Source organism: Streptomyces sp. NPDC020801 (genome assembly GCF_044334385.1).
Lineage (GTDB): Bacteria > Actinomycetota > Actinomycetes > Streptomycetales > Streptomycetaceae > Streptomyces.
Genome location: NZ_JBIRST010000005.1, coordinates 412645 through 432332 on the forward strand (window position 1 = coordinate 412645; position 19688 = coordinate 432332).

General features: G+C 72.9%; 22 protein-coding genes and 2 pseudogenes. 13 read left to right on the forward strand and 11 right to left on the reverse strand.

Going from position 1 to position 19688, the window contains the following annotated elements; genetic code table 11:
- Positions 1-11 precede the first annotated feature (11 nt).
- Positions 12-506: an FBP domain-containing protein gene (locus tag ACH4UM_RS13885; protein ID WP_398177566.1), complete on the reverse strand. Its 495-nt coding sequence runs from the start codon at positions 504-506 to the stop codon at positions 12-14.
- A gap of 326 nt (positions 507-832) precedes the next feature.
- Between ACH4UM_RS13885 and ACH4UM_RS13890 the strand changes: the two genes are divergently transcribed.
- Complete coding sequence (locus tag ACH4UM_RS13890) at positions 833-2119, forward strand: ROK family protein (protein ID WP_398177569.1); 1287 nt, start codon at positions 833-835, stop codon at positions 2117-2119.
- A 95-nt stretch (positions 2120-2214) separates the two neighbouring features.
- Positions 2215-3426 carry a cysteine desulfurase-like protein gene (locus tag ACH4UM_RS13895; RefSeq protein ID WP_398177572.1) on the forward strand — a complete coding sequence of 404 codons (1212 nt, stop codon included), beginning with the start codon at positions 2215-2217 and terminating at the stop codon, positions 3424-3426.
- Between the two features lie 89 nt (positions 3427-3515).
- Here the strand turns inward: ACH4UM_RS13895 and ACH4UM_RS13900 are convergent, their stop codons facing one another.
- From ACH4UM_RS13900 to ACH4UM_RS13910, 3 genes are all read right to left on the reverse strand, one after another.
- On the reverse strand, positions 3516-4325 hold the full coding sequence (locus ACH4UM_RS13900) for an SAM-dependent methyltransferase (protein ID WP_398177574.1): 810 nt from the start codon (positions 4323-4325) through the stop codon (positions 3516-3518).
- Between the two features lie 188 nt (positions 4326-4513).
- Entirely contained in the window at positions 4514-4768 is a 255-nt protein-coding gene (locus ACH4UM_RS13905; RefSeq protein WP_398177577.1) for a DUF397 domain-containing protein, read from the reverse strand.
- A 3-nt stretch (positions 4769-4771) separates the two neighbouring features.
- A complete protein-coding gene (locus ACH4UM_RS13910) occupies positions 4772-5593 on the reverse strand; it encodes a helix-turn-helix domain-containing protein (RefSeq protein ID WP_398177704.1) in 822 nt (273 codons plus the stop codon).
- A gap of 550 nt (positions 5594-6143) precedes the next feature.
- Here ACH4UM_RS13910 and ACH4UM_RS13915 point away from each other — a divergent pair.
- Positions 6144-6683 (forward strand): ATP-binding protein, encoded by a 540-nt coding sequence (locus tag ACH4UM_RS13915; protein WP_398177580.1) that lies wholly within the window; start codon positions 6144-6146, stop codon positions 6681-6683.
- On the opposite strand, the gene ACH4UM_RS13920 is transcribed toward ACH4UM_RS13915, so the two are convergent.
- Positions 6652-6978, reverse strand: coding sequence for a hypothetical protein (locus ACH4UM_RS13920; protein ID WP_398177582.1), 327 nt, complete (start codon positions 6976-6978; stop codon positions 6652-6654). The two genes, ACH4UM_RS13915 and ACH4UM_RS13920, sit on opposite strands and share 32 nt — an antisense overlap.
- Before the next feature lie 175 nt (positions 6979-7153).
- Between ACH4UM_RS13920 and ACH4UM_RS13925 the strand changes: the two genes are divergently transcribed.
- Both ACH4UM_RS13925 and ACH4UM_RS13930 read left to right on the forward strand, forming a co-directional pair.
- Entirely contained in the window at positions 7154-7672 is a 519-nt protein-coding gene (locus ACH4UM_RS13925; protein WP_398177707.1) for a DUF6624 domain-containing protein, read from the forward strand.
- 86 nt (positions 7673-7758) lie between these two features.
- Positions 7759-8091 (forward strand): hypothetical protein, encoded by a 333-nt coding sequence (locus tag ACH4UM_RS13930; RefSeq protein WP_398177584.1) that lies wholly within the window; start codon positions 7759-7761, stop codon positions 8089-8091.
- Positions 8092-8212: 121 nt separating this feature from the next.
- Here the strand turns inward: ACH4UM_RS13930 and ACH4UM_RS13935 are convergent, their stop codons facing one another.
- On the reverse strand, positions 8213-9241 hold the full coding sequence (locus ACH4UM_RS13935; RefSeq protein ID WP_398177587.1) for an SDR family oxidoreductase: 1029 nt from the start codon (positions 9239-9241) through the stop codon (positions 8213-8215).
- 147 nt (positions 9242-9388) lie between these two features.
- Here ACH4UM_RS13935 and ACH4UM_RS13940 point away from each other — a divergent pair, with 147 nt between their 5' ends.
- Positions 9389-10405, forward strand: a complete 1017-nt coding sequence (locus tag ACH4UM_RS13940) for an alpha/beta fold hydrolase (RefSeq protein WP_398177590.1) — start codon at positions 9389-9391, stop codon at positions 10403-10405.
- Positions 10406-10421: 16 nt separating this feature from the next.
- Here ACH4UM_RS13940 and ACH4UM_RS13945 read toward each other — a convergent pair whose 3' ends face one another.
- Together ACH4UM_RS13945 and ACH4UM_RS13950 are read right to left on the reverse strand one after the other, a co-directional pair.
- Positions 10422-11087, reverse strand: a complete 666-nt coding sequence (locus ACH4UM_RS13945) for an HAD family hydrolase (protein WP_398177593.1) — start codon at positions 11085-11087, stop codon at positions 10422-10424.
- A 46-nt stretch (positions 11088-11133) separates the two neighbouring features.
- Positions 11134-12171: a PHP domain-containing protein gene (locus ACH4UM_RS13950; protein WP_398177596.1), complete on the reverse strand. Its 1038-nt coding sequence runs from the start codon at positions 12169-12171 to the stop codon at positions 11134-11136.
- A gap of 295 nt (positions 12172-12466) precedes the next feature.
- Between ACH4UM_RS13950 and ACH4UM_RS13955 the strand changes: the two genes are divergently transcribed.
- Positions 12467-12703, forward strand: a complete 237-nt coding sequence (locus tag ACH4UM_RS13955) for a hypothetical protein (RefSeq protein WP_398177599.1) — start codon at positions 12467-12469, stop codon at positions 12701-12703.
- A 231-nt stretch (positions 12704-12934) separates the two neighbouring features.
- On the opposite strand, the gene ACH4UM_RS13960 is transcribed toward ACH4UM_RS13955, so the two are convergent.
- Together ACH4UM_RS13960 and ACH4UM_RS13965 are read right to left on the reverse strand one after the other, a co-directional pair.
- On the reverse strand, positions 12935-14176 hold the full coding sequence (locus ACH4UM_RS13960) for a lectin (protein ID WP_398177601.1): 1242 nt from the start codon (positions 14174-14176) through the stop codon (positions 12935-12937).
- A 130-nt stretch (positions 14177-14306) separates the two neighbouring features.
- Positions 14307-14864: a VanZ family protein gene (locus ACH4UM_RS13965; protein ID WP_398177604.1), complete on the reverse strand. Its 558-nt coding sequence runs from the start codon at positions 14862-14864 to the stop codon at positions 14307-14309.
- Between the two features lie 255 nt (positions 14865-15119).
- On the opposite strand from ACH4UM_RS13965, the gene ACH4UM_RS13970 reads away from it, so the two are divergent.
- The 6 genes and pseudogenes from ACH4UM_RS13970 (at position 15120) to ACH4UM_RS13995 (ending at position 18983) form a co-directional block, all read left to right on the forward strand.
- Positions 15120-15302, forward strand: a complete 183-nt coding sequence (locus ACH4UM_RS13970) for a hypothetical protein (protein ID WP_398177607.1) — start codon at positions 15120-15122, stop codon at positions 15300-15302.
- Positions 15299-15752, forward strand: a pseudogene (locus ACH4UM_RS13975) (monovalent cation/H+ antiporter complex subunit F). Before ACH4UM_RS13970 ends, ACH4UM_RS13975 begins: the two are co-directional and overlap by 4 nt.
- Positions 15745-15993 (forward strand): annotated as a pseudogene (locus ACH4UM_RS13980) (Na(+)/H(+) antiporter subunit B); the annotation flags it as partial. The pseudogenes ACH4UM_RS13975 and ACH4UM_RS13980, both read left to right, overlap by 8 nt.
- A gap of 101 nt (positions 15994-16094) precedes the next feature.
- The gene (locus ACH4UM_RS13985; RefSeq protein ID WP_398177610.1) at positions 16095-16835 is read left to right on the forward strand and encodes an MnhB domain-containing protein; all 741 of its coding nucleotides are present in this window, start codon (positions 16095-16097) and stop codon (positions 16833-16835) included.
- Between the two features lie 19 nt (positions 16836-16854).
- Positions 16855-17202 carry a sodium:proton antiporter gene (locus tag ACH4UM_RS13990; RefSeq protein ID WP_398177709.1) on the forward strand — a complete coding sequence of 116 codons (348 nt, stop codon included), beginning with the start codon at positions 16855-16857 and terminating at the stop codon, positions 17200-17202.
- Positions 17202-18983 carry a complex I subunit 5 family protein gene (locus tag ACH4UM_RS13995; protein ID WP_398177613.1) on the forward strand — a complete coding sequence of 594 codons (1782 nt, stop codon included), beginning with the start codon at positions 17202-17204 and terminating at the stop codon, positions 18981-18983. Before ACH4UM_RS13990 ends, ACH4UM_RS13995 begins: the two co-directional genes overlap by 1 nt.
- Before the next feature lie 34 nt (positions 18984-19017).
- Here the strand turns inward: ACH4UM_RS13995 and ACH4UM_RS14000 are convergent, their stop codons facing one another.
- Positions 19018-19680 carry a DUF4230 domain-containing protein gene (locus ACH4UM_RS14000; RefSeq protein WP_398177616.1) on the reverse strand — a complete coding sequence of 221 codons (663 nt, stop codon included), beginning with the start codon at positions 19678-19680 and terminating at the stop codon, positions 19018-19020.
- Positions 19681-19688: the final 8 nt, after the last annotated feature.

Consider the following 19688-nt stretch of genomic DNA (forward strand, 5'->3'; position numbering starts at 1 on the left):
TGTCCGCGGGGTCAGGCGTACAGCTTGTCCAGGAAGGCCGCCAGGTTGCCCGTCATGCGGGCGATCTGCTCCTCCACGGTGAGGCTCTCCTCGAAACGGGCGCCGGATCCGGGCACCTTCTTGCCGCGCACGTACAGGGAGCAGGCGAGGTCCGTGCACATGTACAGGCCGACCGAGTTGCCCTCGCGGCCCGCCGCGCCCGCCTTGCGGGCGGTCATCAGGGAAACCCCGCCGCCCCGGTGCGTGGTCAGGCACAGCGAGCACATGCTGCGGTGCAGGAAGCCGCGCTGCGAGGAGGGGAAGCGCAGGGCCACGCCGGCCGGCCGCCCCGCCCGCTCGGTGACCAGGTAGCTGCGGTCGGGGGCGCCCGGATCCCGCCAGCCGAGAAAGTCGAGGTCGTTCCAGGGGCGTTCGGCGAGATCGCGGGGGAGTGCCAGGCGCTTGGCCTCGCCCTTCGAGCAGTTGACAAAGGAGCTGCGGACGTCCTGCTCGGTGAGCGGTCTCATCGGAACCTCCAGGTGTGGGTGGGACAGGGAGAACCTAATAGTTTTAGGTTTTTTGCTAGGGTAAGCAGGCCGTGCGGGGAGGTCCACTGGATTTCGGGGACACGTGTTCGCCGGGTGCGGGACCTGAGGACGGTGCGGCCCGCCCCGGCCCGGGTGCGGCACGCCGGAATGTCCGGGAACGGCTGGGTCCCGGACCGGATCGACAGCCTGCTCACCACTTAATTTATTGCGTGGGCTAAGGTTCGAAGAAGTCGCGCCCGGACGCCTCGCGGCGGTATGTTGCAGCTCGCGAAGGGTGTCGGGCAGGGTTCGGACAGGGGAGCCAGATGGCGGGGCGGAACGGGCGCACGGTGCGCGATCTCAGGCGGGGCAACCGTACGGCCGTGCTGCAGCGGCTGTACTTCGACGGTCCCCTCAGCCGCTTCGAACTCGGTCCGGCGACCGGCCTGAGCTCCGGCTCCGTCAGCAACGTCGTCGCCGACCTGATCGCCGACGGCCTCGTCGAGGAGGCGGGCAGCGTCGACTCCGACGGCGGACGCCCCCGCACCCTGCTCCGCGTGGCCCCGAACAGCGGCCACATGATCGGCGTCGACGTCGGCGAGACCCGGGTACGCGTGGAGCTGTTCGACCTCACCCTCACCGAACTCGCCCGCACCCAGCGCCCATTGACCCCACAGCGCTACGACGTCGATGTGATCACCGGCCACATCCGGGACGGAATCGCGGAGGTGCTCGCCGCCACCGGTCTGCCTGCCGAGCGGCTCCTCGGGGTCGGCATCGGCGTCCCCGGCATCGTCGAGCGCACCCCCGACCGCGGTGCCGTCGTGCACGGGCAGACCATCGGCTGGGACGCGGTGCCGCTGGAGGCCCTGCTCCGCGCCGGTTCCCAACTCCCGGACAACGTAAAGTACTTCATCGACAACGGCGCCAAGACACTGGGCCAGGCCGAGATGTGGTTCGGGGCGGGGCGTGGCGCGGGCAACGCGATCGTGGTGCTCTTCGGCTCCGGCGTCGGAGCCTGCCTGGTCGCCCCCGAGGTCGAGCGTGGCCGTGCCTTGGAATGGGGGCATCTGACGGTACGGGTACGGGGGCGCCGCTGCCGCTGCGGCGCGCTCGGCTGCCTGGAGGCCTACGCCGGGGCGGAGTCGCTGCTGGCCCGCTGGCAGGAGGAGGGCGGCTGCCCGCCGGACGGCACCGACGAGGAGACCGCGCTCACCGCGATGCTGGCCGCCGCGTACCCGGCCGGGGGCGGCACGGCCGACCCCGTGGCGCTCGCCGTGCTGGAGGAGACCGCCGAGTACCTGGGCGCCGGCCTGTCGGACCTGATCAACCTCTTCCAGCCCGAACGGATCCTGATCGGCGGCTGGGCCGGCCTCCAGCTCGGCTCCCGCTTCCTGCCCGCCGTACGCCGCCACGCCGCGGCGTACGCGCTGCGCCACCCGGCCGGGAAGGTGGCCATCGACCTGGGCCGCCTCGGCCCGGACGCGGTCACCGTCGGCGCCGCGATCCTCCCGCTCGCCGACTTCTTCACCCGCGGCGGCCATCGCGCGGAGCGACCCCTCAAGGCCCAACTACCCGCCTGGCAGGCGGCGTTGGAGGAGCGCCGGTCGTAGGGGCACCGGGCGGAACGGGCGGCTCACGGCAGGCGCCCACGACCGGGGGATCATGGGGGGACGCCACCCTGCCGGGCCGTCCGAAGGAGCCTTCCGTGAGTCACGACATCGCCGGTGTCCGCGCGCAGTTCCCCGCTCTGAAGGCGGGGTGGGCCCATTTCGACGGGCCCGGCGGCAGCCAGACCCCGCAGCCGGTCATCGACGCCGTCGCCGAGACGCTGTCGGGTCCGCTGGCCAACCGGGGGGTCGTCACGGCGGGCGAGCGCAACGCCGAGGAATGCGTCGGCGCCGCCCGGCAGGCCATGGCCGACCTGCTCGGCACCGATCCGTCCGGCATCGTCTTCGGGCGCAGCGCCACCCAGCTGACCTACGATTTCTCCCGCACCCTCGCCAGGACCTGGTCGCCGGGCGACGAGGTCGTCGTGACCCGCCTCGACCACGACGCCAACATCCGCCCCTGGGTACAGGCCGCCGAGGCCGTCGGAGCCGTCGTCCGCTGGGCCGGCTTCGACCCTGCCACCGGGGAACTGAGCCCGCGGGACATCGCCGCCCAGTTGTCCGACCGCACCCGGCTGGTCGCCGTCACCGCCGCGTCCAATCTGATCGGCACCCGCCCCGACATCCCCGCGATCGCCGCCCTGACGCATGACCGGGGCGCGAGGCTGTACGTCGACGGCGTGCACCACACCGCCCACGCGCCGGTCGACCTCGCCGGCCTCGGTGCGGACTTCTTCGTCTGCTCCCCGTACAAGTTCCTCGGGCCCCATCTGGGCGTGCTGGCGGCCCGGCCCGACCTGCTCGGCACGCTGCGCCCGGACAAGTTGCTGCCCTCCACCGACACGGTCCCCGAGCGCTTCGAACTCGGCACCCTGCCCTACGAACTGCTCGCCGGCACCCGCGCCGCCGTGGACTTCCTCGCCGGGATGGACCCGCGGGCCCACGGCACCCGGCGGGAGCGGCTGCTCACCTCGCTCGCCTCGCTGGAACAGTACGAGGACGCCCTGCGCCGGCGGATCGAGGAAGGGCTGTCCCGGCTGCCGGAGATCACCGTGCACTCGCGCGCGGCCCGGCGCACGCCCACGCTGCTGCTGACCTTCGGGGGCCGCGGCGCCGTCGGCGCCTACCGCCACCTGGCCGGGCGCGCGGTGGCCGCACCCGCCGGCTCCTTCTACGCCCTGGAGGCCTCCCGCCACCTCGGGCTGGGCGACTTCGGAGGCCTGCGCGTCGGCCTGGCCCCGTACACGTGCGAGGCGGACGTCGACCGTCTTCTGGAGGGGCTGACGGACTTCCTGCGGACGGCGCCCTGAGTCCTGGTCGCAGCACACCGGGGCCCGCGCCCACAGGTATGCCGGGGCCCACGCCCACAGGTATGCCGGGGCCCGCGCCCGCAGGGATGTCAGGGCTTGCGGGCCACGCCCCCGTAGATGTCCGTCGGCCTGGGTGCGGTGCCGGGCTCGGGACGCCACAGCGGGCAGGAGACGATGCCGGGATCGAGCAGTTCCAGGCCCTCGTAGTAGGCGGCGAGCTGCTCCGGACTGCGCAGCACGTACGGGATGGCGCCGGTGTCGTCGTAGCCCTGCTGGGCCTCCTTGAGGGCCTGGTCGGTATCGGTGCTGTCGTAGTGGACGAAGTAACCGCCGGAGGGCAGGGCCGCCTGGAGGCGGCGGACGATCGACTTCGCCTCCTCGTAGTCCTGGATGTGACCGAGGATGCCCATGAGCATCAGGGCGACCGGCCGGTCGAAGTCCAGGACCTCGCGGGCCCGCTCGATGATCCTCTCGGGCTCGTGCAGGTCCGCGTCGATGTACTCGGTGACGCCCTCGGGGGTGCTGGTGAGCAGGGCCTGCGCGTGGCGCAGCACCAGGGGGTCGTTGTCGACGTAGACGATGCGCGACTCGGGGGCCATGCGCTGGGCGACCTGGTGCGTGTTGTCGTAGGTCGGCAGCCCGGTGCCGATGTCGAGGAACTGCCGGATGCCGAGTTCGCCGGCCACGTACGTCACGGCGCGGATCAGGTACTGGCGGGAGGCGCGGGCCATCGTCTCGATGGTGGGGGCGTGTTCGCGGTAGGCGTCCCCGGCGATCCGGTCGACCTCGTAGTTGTCCTTCCCGCCCATCCAGTAGTTCCAGATGCGGGCCGAGTGCGGCACCGTGGTGTCGATCTTGGACAACGCGTCCTGGTCGGGAGTGAGCCGGCTGTCAGTCATGGGGGATCTCCTGCGGTGCGTCACGCGGTCTTCGTCCAACCTATCGTCAACTTCCGTACGAATTTACGAAGTTGACGATTCGTGCGTCGCTCGGGCGTGGTGCCGGGCCGGCCGGGCCCGCGCCGCACGGCCGGCGTGTCGTGCGGCCGGCGGGCCGTGCGGCTCGGGCGTGGCGCGGTTCTGGGTGCTCAGTCGACCAGGAAGTCCGCCAGGCCCGCCTTGGCGCCCTCGAGGAAGGTGATCATCTCTTCCCGGGTGTAGACCAGCACGGGCCCTGCGGGGTCCGTGGACTGGCGGAACGCCACGCGGCCGTCGGGCAGTCGCTTGGCCTCGACGCAGGAGCCGCCGTTGGTGCCGCTCCAGGGCTTGTGCCAGCCCTCTGCTCCCAGGTCGCCGGCCGGCATGCCGTTGCGGACGGGGCCGTTGGATCCGGTGAATTCCATGGCTCACAACTCCTTACGCAGTTCAACCAGGATGTCCCTGGTCCGTGCGACCGGTTCCGCCTGCACGGACATCCGGTCCAGTACTTCGAGACAGGCGACGACGTCCTCCGGACGGTCGTAGTAGACCGATCCCGCGAGGGTCTCGGTGTAGACGATGTCGGGCAGTTCGGAGAACCCGAACCGGAAGTGGTGGAAGGGGCCGTAGGCGCCCGGATGGGCGCCCACGGAGAAGCGCATGACCTGGATCCGCACCTTCGGCATCTCCAGGGTCTCGAGCAACCGGTCCACCTGCGCCCGCATCACCTCGGCCCCGCCCACCGGACGGCGCAGCACGGTCTCGTCCACGATGGCCCACACGACCGGGGCGTCCGGCTTGGCGAGCAGGTCCTGGCGCCTGAGGCGCAGGTCCACGCGGCGGGCCGTCTCCTCCTCCGACTCGTTGGGGAAGCCGATGCGCATGAGCGCGGTGGCGTAGTCGTGCGTCTGCAACAGGCCGGGGACGTAATGGGGTTCGTACAGGCGGATGACGCTGGCTTCGCTCTCCAGGCTCACATAGGCCCTGAACCACTCCGGCAGTACGTCGCGGTACTTGTACCACCAGCCGGGCCGGTTGGCCTCCCGCGCCAGGGTGAGGAAGTCGTCGATCTCCGCCGCCGGGACCCCGTAGGTGCGCAACAGCTCCCTGACGTACGGGATACGCAGCCCGACCTCGGCCTTCTCGATCCGGCGGACCGTCAAGGGGGTCACCTCGATGGCCCGTGCCGCGTCCTCGAAGGACACCCCGGCCTGTTCCCGCAGCTGCCGCAGGCGCTTGCCGAGGACCATCCGCAGGACGGTGGGTGCGCTGCCGCCAGAGCGGTTCTCCCTCACGTCCAACCTCCCGCAGCGGCCGTCACAGCGTGCAGTGTGCCACGGCGCCGATGACACGGACAGGGTGATGCGGAGCGTTCTGAAATTATCAGAACGCAGCTTGCGAGCCGAGTGTGTGCGGGACCATAGTGATCGAGGGAGGCGCCGCACCGGCCGTCACCACGGCGGCCAACTGTGCCCGTTGACAGCGGAACTGACGTTCCGGCAGGTGCGGCCCCACCCGGCCGCACACGACCGCGAGGCGAGACCTGGATGGCCACCGTGACCGACGGACACTCGAGGATCCGGGACAGCGTACGGGAGTTCGCGCGCGGGTCCCGAGGGGTACCGGGGGCGGCGGCATGAGGCGGACACCGGCGGCGCACCGGGCGAGTGGAGCGCCGGACACGTCGACTGCCGCCAGCGGGCGCGGAGTTGTGCGACCGCTCGAAGCAGTGTCCGCGACTGCGGCTGCCGGGCCGAAGCCACCACTGCCGCCCCTCGCGCGGCACCCCGAGGAGGACCGATGACGGCATCCGGGGACCGGCACCACGGGCCGGCGCGCTCACGGGCGGACGCCGAGGAGAGGACGAGGACGGCGGCCGGCCGGGGTCGGCCCGCCGAGGCCGCGGAGGCCACGGCGGCCGCCGTGGACGAGCCTCTCCGCCTTCGCTCCACCGTGCCCGCCGACGCCTGCTGGGCGTCGGCCGTACGGTGTCTGGTGACCGAACACCTCGCGGGCCTGCGGCTGTCGGCCGACCAGTGCGACAGCGCGGTCCTCGCGACGGACGAGCTGTTCGCCAACGCCGTCAAACACGCCAGCACCGACCCCGCCGACACGGTCACCGTCACCGTCGAGTGGAGCGCCTGCACCCTGCGGGTGACGGTGGCCGACTCCTCGCCCGCGCGCCCGCGTCCGCGCCCGGCGGACCCGGCCGCCGAGTCGGGCCGGGGCCTGGCCATCGTGGCCGCGCTGGCGGACGACTGGGGCATGTCCCCGCCCGAGCCCGCAAGCCCGGGCAAGAGAGTCTGGTTCACGTTACGACGGCGGGGTACGGCGCCATGAGGAACTCGGCGGACCGCCTGACCGGCGGCGCGGACAACCCACCACCGGGCAGCCCGCCACGCGGCGCGGCGGTGCCGCGCCAGGCCGGGGGCGCGGTGACCGGCGCGGCGGGGAAGCCCGCAACCGGGGAGGCACGGGCGGCCCGTGGCGCGGGTCCGCCCTCGACGGCGAAGACGGCGGCCACGGCGGCGCCGGCGCCGACCTCACCGGCGACGGCAGCACGGACGCCGGTGACGGCTGCACGGACGGCAAGGCCCGCGGTGGGTGAAGCACAGGCGAGCGGATCGGCGCACACGACGCCGGCGGGGCGGGCGGCACCGGAGCCGGCCGGCGGATGCCTCGGAGTGCCGCTGGTGCCGTCGTCGGGCGTCGGGGCCCCCGCGGGGGGATCCGGGGGTCACGAGGTGCCCGACGCGCAGATCGCGGTGGGAGGGCCGGGCGCCGGTCCCGCCGAGGGCTCCGCGGCCGGAGTGGCCAGGACAGCGCTGTCGCCGGCGCTCGCCTCCGCGGTGGCGGAAGAGCTGGAGCGCATGGCGGAGGCGGACCGGGAGCTGATGCGGACGGCGGGCGCCGCTCCCACGCCGGAACGGCGGCGCCGTGTCGGTCAGTGCCACCGGGACAACGCCGAGGCCCTCGCGACGATCGTGCGCCGGCACGGCTGGCCGGCCGCCGACGTCGTCGGCGCGTCCGCGTCCACGGCTGCGTTGATGATCCTCCTGCACGCCCCCGACCTGGACTTCCGGCTGCGCTGCCGGGACCTGATCGCGCAGGCCACGGCGGACGGCCGCTGTCCCGCGGTGCACCTCGCCTACATAGCCGATCACTGCGCCGTGGAACTGGGCGAGCCCCAGTTCTACGGAACCCGGATCGACCCCGTGACCCTGCGCCCGTATCCGGTCCGCCGTCCGCAGACCCTCGACGAGCGGCGCCGGGACGTCGGCCTCGGCCCGCTGGAGGAACAGATGCGGGCCCTGCGCCTGCACGGGTGACCGGCCGAGCCGGGGCGAGGCCAGGTTTCGCAGGTTGACCGCGGAGGTACTCGCGCGTCGCCCGACGACGCCGAAGGGAGTACCCCGTGACCGAGCACCGCCGCGAAGCGCCCGGCGAGAACGGCGCACCCGTCCCCCGGGACATGCCGGACCAGCAGACCCATGCCGGTGAGGACCCCTGGGACGCCGCCCCCGGACAGGAGCGGGCAGGCTCGGACGGGATCGGCGAGGCCTGCCAGGAGCCCACCGGGACCGAGCCCGAGCCCGGTTCCCGTACCGCGCGACCCGGATCGGACGGGGCCGAAGTCCCGGACACCGAAGTCCCGGACACCGACGAGGCGGGCACCGGACGACGGGGCGCCCCGCACTCGGGCGCCGTGCACCCCGAACACCCGGTCCCGGACGAGCCCTCCGGCTGACTCGGCCGGTCTGACGCCGGTCTGACGCCGGTCTGACTCAGCCGGGTGGAGCCCACCGGTCTCGGCCTGCCGGTCCGAGTGAGGCGGAAGAGTGAGGCGGATCCGGGCCGGCCGGTCCGGCTCAGCCGACCTTGCGGCCCCGCAGCGGCTCCGTGTCCGCGCCCTCGCCGCGCTGCAGCCCCTGCAGGAACTCCTGCAGGACCTCGGTCGCCGTACGCTCCGGGCGCCAGCCCAGTTCGGTGTGGGCGCGGGTGCAGTCCATCAGGGGCAGGTGCAGGACCGCGTCGAACAGGTGCGGCGAGGCGGGGAGCAGGTGCAGCCCCCACGCGGCGGCGATCGCCGAGCGTGCCGCGCTGCGCGGCAGACGCACCGGGCGGGCACCGAGCATCTCGCTCAGCAGCCGGGCGTCCAGCGGCGGGTCGGCGGCCAGGTTGAAGGCGCCCCGCACCTCGTGCCGCAGCGCCAGCCGGTAGGCCCTGGCCCCGTCGTCCGTGTGCAGGGCCTGTACCCGCAGGCCCGGGACGTCCGGCAGGAACGGCAGCAGATCGGGCCGCGTCAGCGGGCCCGGCAGGAACCGGCCGCCGAAGATGCGGCGCTGCTCGCTCGCCGACTCCCGCTTGAACAGGAAGGCCGGGCGCATCCGCACCACCCTCATCTCCGGGTGGTCGCGCTCGAAGGTGTCCAGGGCTCGCTCCAGGTAGGCCTTCTCCCGGGTGTACGCGGCGTCAGGCCAGCCGTGCGTCGGCCACGACTCGTCCACCGCGTGGTCCTTCGGCCCCGGCGAGTACGCGCCGACGGACGACGCGTGCACCAGTACCGGCACCTGTGCGGCGGCGGCCGCCTCGAAGACGCGGATGCTGCCGAGGACGTTGGTGCGCCAGGTCGTCGCCGGATCGTGCGTCGGCTGGAACGCCCAGGCGAGATGGATCACGGCGTCGGCGCCCTCGAACTCCGCGGCCAGACCGGCCTGCTCGGACGCCACGTCGATCGCCGACCACTCCGTCTTCGGCGGCGACCACTGCGGAATCCGGCGGGCCAGACCCCGTACCGACCCGATGTCCGGATCCTCGGAGAGAACACGGACGACGCTCGTGCCGACGTTGCCGGTGGCGCCCGTGACGACGACCCTGCTGTCCGACGCGCTGCTCACCTTGGGCTCCTCTCCGCGGCGGCCGATGGTGCGGACCACCGAGTACCCGGTCCGGCCGACTCGACGCGGCCACCCCACTCCCCGCCGTGCTTGCGTATTCGGCAGGCTTAATACGGATGACGTATGGACCGGGGCAGGGTGTGCGGCGTGGCAGCCCGCGTCCTCGGCGTGAGCACCTCCACGGTCGGCGGCCGGGAGTCCGTGTTCTTCACGGCCCGGCCCGTAGCCGAACGCGGCATGACGCCGGAGGTAATCGACCCCTTCCGCCCCGCCCGGAACCATGGAGACGTACCCACTCGCCCCTGCGCACCGGATTCCGGGAGGTCCGCCATGCCGTACTTCACCAGCCCCGTCGACGGCACGCGACTGCACTACGTCGACTACGGGCCGGCCGACGGGCCGGTGGCCGTGTTCGTCAACGGCGCCTACCTCGGCACCGGCATGTGGGAGTTCCAGATGCTCCCCCTGGCGGAGGAGGGCCACCGCTGCGTCGGCCTGGACCGTCGCGGCCACGGGCGCTCCGAGGACGTGTGGGGCGGCTACGACCTCGACACCCTCGCCGACGACCTGCAGGGACTGCTCGACCACCTGGACGTGCGGGAGGCGACCCTCGGCGGTCACTCGATGGGCGGCGCAGAGATCGTGCGCTGCCTGACCCGGCACGGCACCGCCCGGGTCGCCCGGGCCGCCCTGGTCGCCGGCATCGCGCCGGCGGTGGCCCGCTCGGACGGCAACCCCGACGGCGCGGACCCGGACGCCATGCGGGCCGCCAACGAGGTGTTCCGCAGGGACCGGGCGGCGTTCTACGAGAACGGCGCCCCTGCCTTCTTCGCCCTCGACCTGCCCGGCAACGAGGTGTCGGCCGAGTACGTACGCCACGCCGTCGACCTCTGCATGGCCTCCACCGCCCGCGCGGCGAACGCCGTCAACGACCTGGTCGTCACGGTCGACGTGGCTCCCGAGCTGCCGAAGCTGGACCTCCCGGTCCTCGTCGTCCACGGCACCCACGACACCTCGGCCCCCCTGCCCGTCACCGGCGCGCGAACCGCCCGCCTGCTCCCCGACGCCACCCTGAAGACCTACGAGAACGCCGGCCACGGCCTCTTCGTCACCCACGCCGACCGGCTCACCGCGGACCTGCGCGCGTTCATGGCGGCACGGTGACGGTGCGCGAGCGTATTCACGTGTCCCGGGCCAGTGGGCTGTCCGGCAGGGACGCCAGCAGATGCGCGGGGTCGTCGTAGATCACCTGCGCGCCTGCGCGCTCCAGATCGGCGCGTGGGATGCCGCCGCACAGCACACCCACACACCGCACCCCGGCCCGGCTGCCGGCCCGCATGTCCCACACGGTGTCGCCGACGAACACCGCACGCTCGACGGGCACCCCGACCAGTTCGAGGGCGTGCTCGACCGGCTCCGGCGCGGGCTTGCCCTCCTCGACGTCGTCGGCGCTCGCCGTGGCGGCGATGGCGTCGTCCGCGTCGATCGCACGGCGCAGCGCGCTCAGCTCCGGTCCGCTCGCCGAGGTGGCGAGGACCACCTGCCAGCCGTCCTCGTGCAGGCGCCGCAGCAGCCGCCCGGCGTACTGGAGGGCGGGCAGCCGGTCGAAGTACTGGGCGTACAGCGCCGTGTGGGCGGCGCTGAGCTCTCCGTCCCGCTCCTTGTCGCGGTCCTCGCCGAGCAGGTGCGCGATCAGATCGGTGGAGCCGAGCCCCACGGACCGGTGGATCGCGTGCATGGGCACCCGGTGGCCGGCCTGCCGGAAGGCCTCCCACCAGGTGGTGACATGGAGGTGGTTGGTGTCGACGAGCGTTCCGTCGACGTCGAACACGGCGGCGCGGTCCATCCTGGTTCCTCTCGCTTCCGGTCCCCCGGACCGTACGGGTACCGCGTCAGCCGCTCGCCACTCCGGACGGCGTACGCCGTGCACGGGTCCAGTCCAGCAGCTCGTCCCTGGTCCACGTGGTCACCACGCGCTCGGGCGGCACGCCGCACTCCTCGGCCCGCGCACACCCGTGGATCTGCCAGTCCAGCTGGCCGGGCGCGTGGGCGTCGGTGTCGATCGAGAACAGCACGCCCGCCCCGACGGCCCGGCGCAGCAGCCGTCGCGGCGGGTCCAGCCGCTCCGGGCGGCTGTTGATCTCCAGGGCGGTGCCCGTCTCGGCGCACGCGGCGAACACCGCGTCCGCGTCGAACTCCGACTCGGGCCGCCCGCGCCCGGACACCAGCCGTCCGGTGCAGTGGCCGAGGACGTCGGAGTGCGGATTGCGTACGGCGGCCACCATGCGGCGGGTCATCGAGCGGGCGTCCATCCGCAGCTTGGAGTGCACCGACACCACCACGACGTCCAGCCGCTCCAGCAGCTCCGGCTCCTGGTCGAGCGAGCCGTCGTCGAGGATGTCGCACTCGATGCCGGTCAGCAGGCGGAAGGGGGCCCAGGTCTCGTTCAGCTGCGCCACCACCTCCAGCTGCTCGCGCAGCCGCCCGGCCGGCAGCCCGCGCGCCACCGTCAGCCGCGGCGAGTGGTCGGTGAGCACCGCCCACTCGTGGCCCAGGCGGGCCGCCGCCCGGCCCATCTCCTCGATGGGGCTGCCGCCGTCGGACCAGTCGGAGTGCAGATGGCAGTCCCCGCGCAGGCGCGCCCGCAGCGTTTCGCCGCCGTGGGCGAGCGGGCCCGCGGCCTCGCCCTCCAGTTTGCGCAGATAACCGGGCACTTCCCCGGCCAGCGCCTCGCGCACCACCTGAGCGGTCTTCGGGCCGACTCCCTTGAGCGACTCCAGGCTCCCGGCCGAGGCCCGCTGGGCGACCTCCTCCGGGGGCAGCGCGGACAGCACCCCGGCGGCGGTACGGAAGGCGCGTACGCGGTACGCCGGCGCCTGGGACCGCTCCAGCAGGAAGGCGATCCGGTCGAGTGCCTCAAGGGGGTCCATCGTCACCTCCACCCCCAGAGTTCCCCTGCACGGCGACGGCCGCACCGCGCGGGACCGCACCGCGCGGGACCGCACCGCGCGGGACCGCACCACGACGGCGACGCGACGTCCGGTCCGCCCGGCGCATCCCCGGGCGCGGAGGGGGAGCGATCGCCGCTTGGCTCACCCGGCTGGGCGAGCACGGGAACTTCGGGCATCCGGCCACGCAGGGGGCGGTGGAGACGCCGGTGCGGGAGGTGCTTGAGCAGTGACGCGGGTCACTCGTCGGCGCTGGTGGCGTTCTAGGCTTTATGGCATGACCGAAGTCTCGAGCCCATACATCTCCCGGCCGCGGATCCTGGTGCTCGGGGTGCAGCCGGGCCCCCCGCCCTTCCGCATCGTGGAGATCGACGGCCAGGTGGTCGGGGAGGCCAAGAGCATCACGGACGTGCTGCAGGCCGCCTCCCTGTTCGGCATCAGAGTCCATGACCTGGACGATCCGGACGTGGTCCGCTGGGTGGGCGGTGACAAGTTCACCTGGACGCCGCACTAGCCAGTGCTGTGACCGGAAAGGTTCACCGGCTCGCGGCGTCCGGCACGGCACCTCGCCGCGTTGTCGCATCACCCGAGTACATCCGGTACGCGGGCGATGCTCCGCCTTGCGATGCACCGCACCGGACGCCGCGAGCTTTCCGGCAAAGCTTTCCGGCCGCAGCACCAGCCGGACCCGCCCACAGCGCCCGTCGCCGCGTCCACACGGTGACGGACGCGGCCATGGTCGTGCTCAGCCCACCGTCCACTTCTGGTTGGCGCCGCCAGTGCAGGTCCAGATCTGCAGCCGGGTGCCGTCTGCGGAGTTGTTGCCGGTGACGTCCAGGCACTTGTTCGCCTGCGGGTTGACGATGTCGTGCGCCGGGGTGAGGGCCCACTTCTGGTTGGGGCCGCCGGTGCAGTCCCACAGCTGGACGGTGGAGCCGTCCGCGGTGCCGTCGTCCGTCACGTCCAGGCACTTGCCGAGCGCGCGCAGCGTGCCGTCCGAGGCCACCGTCCACTGCTGGGCAGCGGTGCCGTTGCAGTCGTAGAGCTGCACCGGGGTGCCGTTGGCGGAGTTCGCCGCGGCCACGTCCACGCACTTTCCGGCCGGCCCCCGGATCGCGGCGCCGGTGGGCGAGTCGGAGGTGGTCACCGAGACCGAGTCGACCACCAGCTGGGCCGGGAAGGGAGTGGAGCCGTCCGGGTCGCCCGGCCAGTAGCCGCCGACGGCCAGGTTCAGGATCAGGAAGAAAGGCTTGTTGAACACCCATGTCTTCCCGCCCAGGTCGGTGGGGGTGCGCCGCTCGTAGACCGCCCCGTCCACCGACCAGGTGATCGAGTCGGGCGCCCAGTCGACGGCGAAGGTGTGGAAGGCGTCGGCGAAGGCCTGGCCGCCGGGGAGTGCGTAGGCGGCGCCGATGCCGCCCGAGCCGGAGTAGCCGGGGCCGTGGATGGTGCCGTGGATGGTCGAGGGCTCGTAGCCGACGTTCTCCATCACGTCGATCTCGCCGGAGTCCGGCCAGCCGACCTGCCCGATGTCGTTGCCGAGCATCCAGAACGCCGGCCACATCCCCTGCCCGCGCGGGATCTTCATCCGTGCTTCGACGTGCCCGTACTGCGCGGCGAATTTCCCCGAGGTGTTCAGCCGGGCCGAGGTGTACTGGCAGGTGCCGTACCAGCACTGGTAGTTGGCCGGGTTCTCGTGCCGGGCGGTGATGATCAGATGGCCCTGGCCGTCCAGGGCGGCGTTCTCGTTGCCCGGGGTGTAGTACTGCCGCTCGTGGTTGTTGACGTTGTCGCCGGTCTCCGTCTGCCACTTGGCGGAGTCGACGGCCGCGCCCGCGGGCCCGTCGAAGGTGTCGGAGAAGGTCGTCACTGCGGCCGCCGACGCGTGGGGGGCGTCGGCCCGCGCGGGACCGGCGGCGGCCGATCCGGCGAGCACCGCGGACAGGGCTGCGAGGAGACATCTGCGGAGCGTGCGTGGGGAGGCCACGACTCTCCCTTCCGTACGGCGCCCCGGTGCGCGGGCACGCCGACCGTTGTGGGGGATGGATGCGTCGCCTCTTGATTTAAGAAGTGAACTAAGGGGTCGTCAATACTGTGGTACGGACCAGTTCTGATCGTCACTCAGGCCGTGTGCGGGCGTGCACGGCGCGGCCCATCCGCCGCCCCAGGAGCAGGTGACCGATCAGCGCGCCCGTGGTGTTGAGGATGACGTCGTCGATGTCGAAGGCCCGCCCGGTGATCAGCGCTCCCTGGGCGAACTCCACCAGCAGCATCACGAGCGCGGTCAGCAGCAGCACGCTCGGCAGCCTGCGTGCCCGCGGTGCCACGACCGGCACCAGTACGCCGAACGGCACCCCGAGCAGCAGGTTCCCGCCTATCTGCTTGACCGCGTCACGCAGTTCCGGCGCCTCGAGATAGGCCCGAAGCGAGCGGCCCGGACGCAGATTGGTGTGCGCGATGGCCGCCGACGCCGGTGAGGGTTCCAGCGTCAGCCGGGCCAGGACGACGGCGAACGCCACCATGAAGACGAAGGCGCACAGCATCGCCAGCAGCCGCAGCGGCCAGGGCAGCGGCCGGCGCTCGCCGGCGTCCGGTCGTGGCGCGCGCCGGGCGCGCCGTGGCCCAGCGGTGCGCGGGCGGAAAACAGTACGTGGACGGAGCGCCACGCGGCCCATTCGGTCCTCCAGACCTCAACTTCCTTAGGTGAAAAGCCGGTTACCCCCGAATGGTTGGAGGATGCCGTCTGCCCTGCGGGCCGGGCGCGCGGTGTGCCACCGGTTTCCGTTGCTGCTGTCGGGGCATCCGGGCTTCAGGGCCGCGCGCCGCCGCCCGCCCCGTACCCGGGGCGGTGCTTGTATGCCGGGAAGTGGCGTACGGGACGTGCGTGCGCCGGACAGCTGCGGACCACGGCCGAGCCCAGGAGGTGGCGAGTGAGCCCGCGTACGGCACTCCTCGCCGTGGGCGAGGTCCTGGCCTGGTGGGCCGCGCTCCTCGTGCTGTGGCTGATGCTCATCAGCACCGTGTACACCCTGGAATGGGTGGTCGGCACGTGCGCAGCGGGTGTGGGCGCGCTGGCCGCGCGGGCCGGACGGCGGGCGGTGGACCGGCGGTGAACGGCTGGATCCTGGCAGCCACGGTCGTGCTGGCCGTGGGTCTCGGCACGACCCTGTGGGGGGGTGGCCACCGGCCCGCTGGGCCGCAGGGTCGCCGCCCAGAACCTGTCAACCGCCATGGTCTGTCCCGGCCTGCTGCTGCTCGCCCAGGGCTACAGCCGCACCTCCTACGTCGATCTCGCCCTGGTCCTGGCCCTGCTGGGCCCGGTCGGCACCCTGGTGTTCGCCCGGCTGCTCGCCGACGAACTCGCCGACGCCCCGCCCCGGGCCTGGGGACCGACCTGGGCGGCCGCCGGCGTCGGCGCGGTCGTCGTGCTGGTGCTGTGCGCGGTCACCGGGCCCGGCCGGGCGATGGTGAAGCTCCTGGTGGTCGGGGCACTGCTGGTCGGCGGGAACGTCATCGCCTCCCGGGCACTGTCCGGCGGCTTCAAGGGGGTGGGCCGTGGCTGACGCCGTCGTCGTCGTGGCCCTGCTGTTCGTGGCCGCCGCCGCGACCGTGGCCGTCACCAACCGGGACCCGGTGCGCCAGGCTCTGGTGCTGGCCGTCCTCGGCACCGCCCTCGCCGTGCTGTTCACCGTCCTGCAGGCGCCCGATGTCGGGCTGTCGCAGCTCGCCGTGGGCTCGGCCCTCACCCCGCTGCTGATCATGCTCTCGGTGCGCAAGGTCAGGCGGCGCTCGGCCGGAGAAGGCAGCGGGACGGGCGCGGACGGCACGAACAAGGGCGGCGACAGCGAGGGAGGCACGACCAGGGGCGGCACGAACACGGGCGGCACGAACAAGGACGGGAAGAAGTGAGCCCGCGCGCGAGGCTGTGGCTGGTGGCCCTCGGTGGTGCGGGGCTCGCCGCGCTGTTCGCCGCCGCCTGCCTGCGACTTCCCGGCTTCGGCGGCGATCGGCACCCCTACGGCGACCGCGCCGTGCACGCGGCGCTCACCCGGCAGACCGCCAACACCGTCGCCTCCGTCAACTTCGACCAGCGCGCCTTCGACACGATGGGCGAGATGGCGATCCTCTTCGCGGCCGTCCTCGGCTGCGTCGTCCTGCTGCGGCAGGGCCGGGACGAGCACCGCGACGCCCCCCGGCCCGCCGAGGCCGCCCGGCCCGTGCGCCGCTATGCGCTGATCGTGCTGCCGGTCGCCCTCGTCACCGGCCTGTATGTGATCGCGCACGGGCAGCTCAGCCCCGGCGGCGGCTTCCAGGGCGGCGTGGTCGCCGCGACCGCCCTGCACCTGATGTATCTGGGCGCCGACTACGCCGCCCTGGAACGCGTCCGCCCGCTCGGCCTGTACGAGGCCGGCGACGCGCTGTCCGCCTCCGCCTACCTCGTCCTGGGCTTCGCCGGGATCCTGGCGGCCGCCGCCTTCCTCGCCAACACGCTGCTGCCGTACGGGACGTTCAACACGCTGTCCTCCGGCGGTACCGTCCCGCTGCTGAACGCGGCGATCGGCATGGAGGTCGCCTGCGCGGTCGTGCTGCTGCTCGCCCGCTTCCTGGACCAGGCCGTCGAGATCGAGAAGGGGAGCGGGGAGTGAGAGCGCCGTGACCGCCGTCATGCACGTCCTTCCGTACCTGGTCGCCGCGTGGGTGTTCCTCATCGGCTGCTACGGACTCGCCACCAGCCGGAACCTCATCCACGCCGTGGGCTGCCTGGCGGTGTGCCAGTCCGCCACGTACGTCCTGCTGCTGGCCGTCGGCTACCGGGACGGCGGCACCGCGCCCGTGTTCTCCGACAACGAGCCCGGCTCCCGGCCCGTGGTCGACCCGGTGGTGCAGGCCCTGACCCTCACCGACATCGTCGTCGGCGCCACGGTGACCGCGCTGCTGCTCGCGCTGGTCATGCAGGTCTCCAAACTGCACGGCACGATCGACCCGGACGAGCTCAGGGAACTGCGCGGCTGATGCACCACCTGCTGCCGCTCCTCGCCGCCGTCCCCCTGCTGGGCGCCGCCCTGCTGGTTGCCGGCGGCCGCCATGTGCCCCGGCTCGTCGCCGAGGCGTTCGGCTGCCTGGCCTCCGCCGCGACGGCCGCCCTCGCAATCGTCCTGCTCCGGAACTCCTCGCCGCCGCTGGTGGAGTGGGTCGGCGACTGGTTCCCCAAGAACGGCGAGAGCGTCGGCATCGTGCTGGTCGGGGACGGGGCGGGGCTCGGGATGGCCTCACTCGCCTCGCTGCTGACGCTCGCGGCACTGGCGTACTCCTGGTACTACTTCGACGAGCCGCCCCGCGGCCACGCCGGCACCTTCCCCGCGCTGATGCTGCTCTTCCAGGGCGGCATGTGCGGCTTCGCGGTCGCGGGCGACCTGTTCAACGCCTTCGTGTTCTTCGAGCTGATGAGCGTCGTCGCCTACGCGCTGACCGGGTACCGCATCGACGAGGCCAGGGCCGTCCAGGGCGCCCTGGCCTTCGGCATCGTCAACTCGCTCGGCGCGTACGCCATGCTCATGGGCATCGCCCTGCTCTACGCCCGCACCGGCGAACTGGCGATGACGAGGATCGGGCACGGGCTGGACGCCACGGCCGGGCACGGCGGCCCCGACGCGCTGACCCTGGCCGGCTTCGTCCTGGTCCTGACCGGCCTGCTGGTGAAGGCCGCTGCCGCTCCGTTCCAGTTCTGGCTGCCGGACGCGCACGCCGTCGCGCCCACCCCCGTGTGCATGCTGCTGTCCGGCGTCATGGTGGAACTCGGCGTGTACGGCGTGTGGCGCGTGTACGGGACGGTCTTCTCCGGGCCGGGCGGTATCCCCGCGGCCGACTTCACCCGGGCCCTGGTGTTCCTCGGTGTGCTGACGGGCGCCGTCGGCTCGGTGATGTGCTGGTACCAGCGGCACATCAAGCGTCTGCTGGCCTTCTCCACCATCGCCCACACGGGTCTGTTCCTGGTCGGTGTCGGTGTGCTGAAGGCCGAGGCAGACGAAGGGACCGCGCTGTACGTGCTCGGGCACGCGGGTGTGAAGGCGGCCCTGTTCGCCTGCGCCGGCATCCTGCTCAACCGCTACGGCAGCGTCGACGAGTTCTATCTGCACGGCAGGGCCCGGCAGTTGCGCTCCGTCGGAGTCATGTTCGCCATCGGTGCCCTGGCCCTGGCCGGACTGCCGCCGTTCGGCACCGGACTGGGCAAGGCCGTCAGCGAGGAGGCCGTGGGCGGCCCGCTCACCGTGCTGTACGTGGTCGTCTCGGCCCTCACCGGGGCAGCGGCGCTGCGGGTCGCCGCCCGGGTCTTCCTGGGGCTCGGCCCCCGGCCCGAGGAGAAGGACCACCAGCAGCGCGACGAGAACAAGACCTCCGGCTCGGACGAGGAACCGGAGACCCGGCAGCGGCTGGACAGGGTTCCCGGCACCATGCGGACGGTCCCCGCGGTGCTGCTCGCAGCGGCACTCGCCGTCGGCGTGGCACCCGGCTTCGCCGGCCCGGTGGGGCACGCCGTCGAAGAGGCCGGGTCCTGGGGAGTGTTCTCCTCCGTGCACTGGACGGCCACCGGGATCCTGCTGGACCTGCTCTCGACCGCGCTGGCGGTGGGGATCGCGGCCGTGGCCGTCACCCGCCCGCAGCTGCTCGCCGCACCCGACTGGGCCCTGCCGCTCAGGCGCCTGCAGTCGGGGCACGTGGGCGACTACGTGGCCTGGGCCCTGGTGGGCATGACGCTGCTCGGCGCCCTGGCCCTGCCGGGCGTCCTGGGCTGACCGGCGGGCCGCCACCGGGCTGTGCGGGGACTGATCAGCCTCCGTACGAGACGTGCACCTCCTTGAAGCCGAGGGACCTGAGGAACCCCTGGAGCATGCCGGTGGTGTTGGTCTCGGCCCGTGCGGTCAGCCCGCTGTCCTTGGCGGCGTCCGCGATGTGCCTGACCGCGAGCTGCTGCACGGCGTGCTCACTGCCCGGGTTGTCCGAGAACAGGTCGCCGAGCCGGTCGAGCAACCCGCGCTGCTTGGAGACGGCGTACGAGTGGTCCGCGTCCAGGGCGGCACTGCCGAGCCGGGCGTGCGGCAGCCGGAGCGTGGCCGAGCTGCGGTCGCCGTTGACGGTCACGTCCCCGTCGCCGACCTTGCCGAGGTCGACGTAGGCATCCACGGTGCCGGCGCCGACGTAGAGGGTGCGGGTGCCGTGGATGGCGTCCGGCAGGTACTTGGAGTCCTTCTCCAGGTCCACGACGACCTGGAAGTTGCCGGAGGCGGCGTCGTAGCGGCTGAGGTCCTGGACGGACTTCAGCAGCGCGGGGCCCGAGCGGTCGTGCGTCTCGGTGCCGAGCAGGTCCTTGATGCCCGGCAGGACGGCCAGCCGGATCCCGGCGAACAGCACCGCGAGGACCACCACGAGGGCGGTCACCGCCTTCGCCCAGCCGGGCATGCGCCGGGGCAGTCGCCCGATGGAAGTCGTCATGCGGCGGT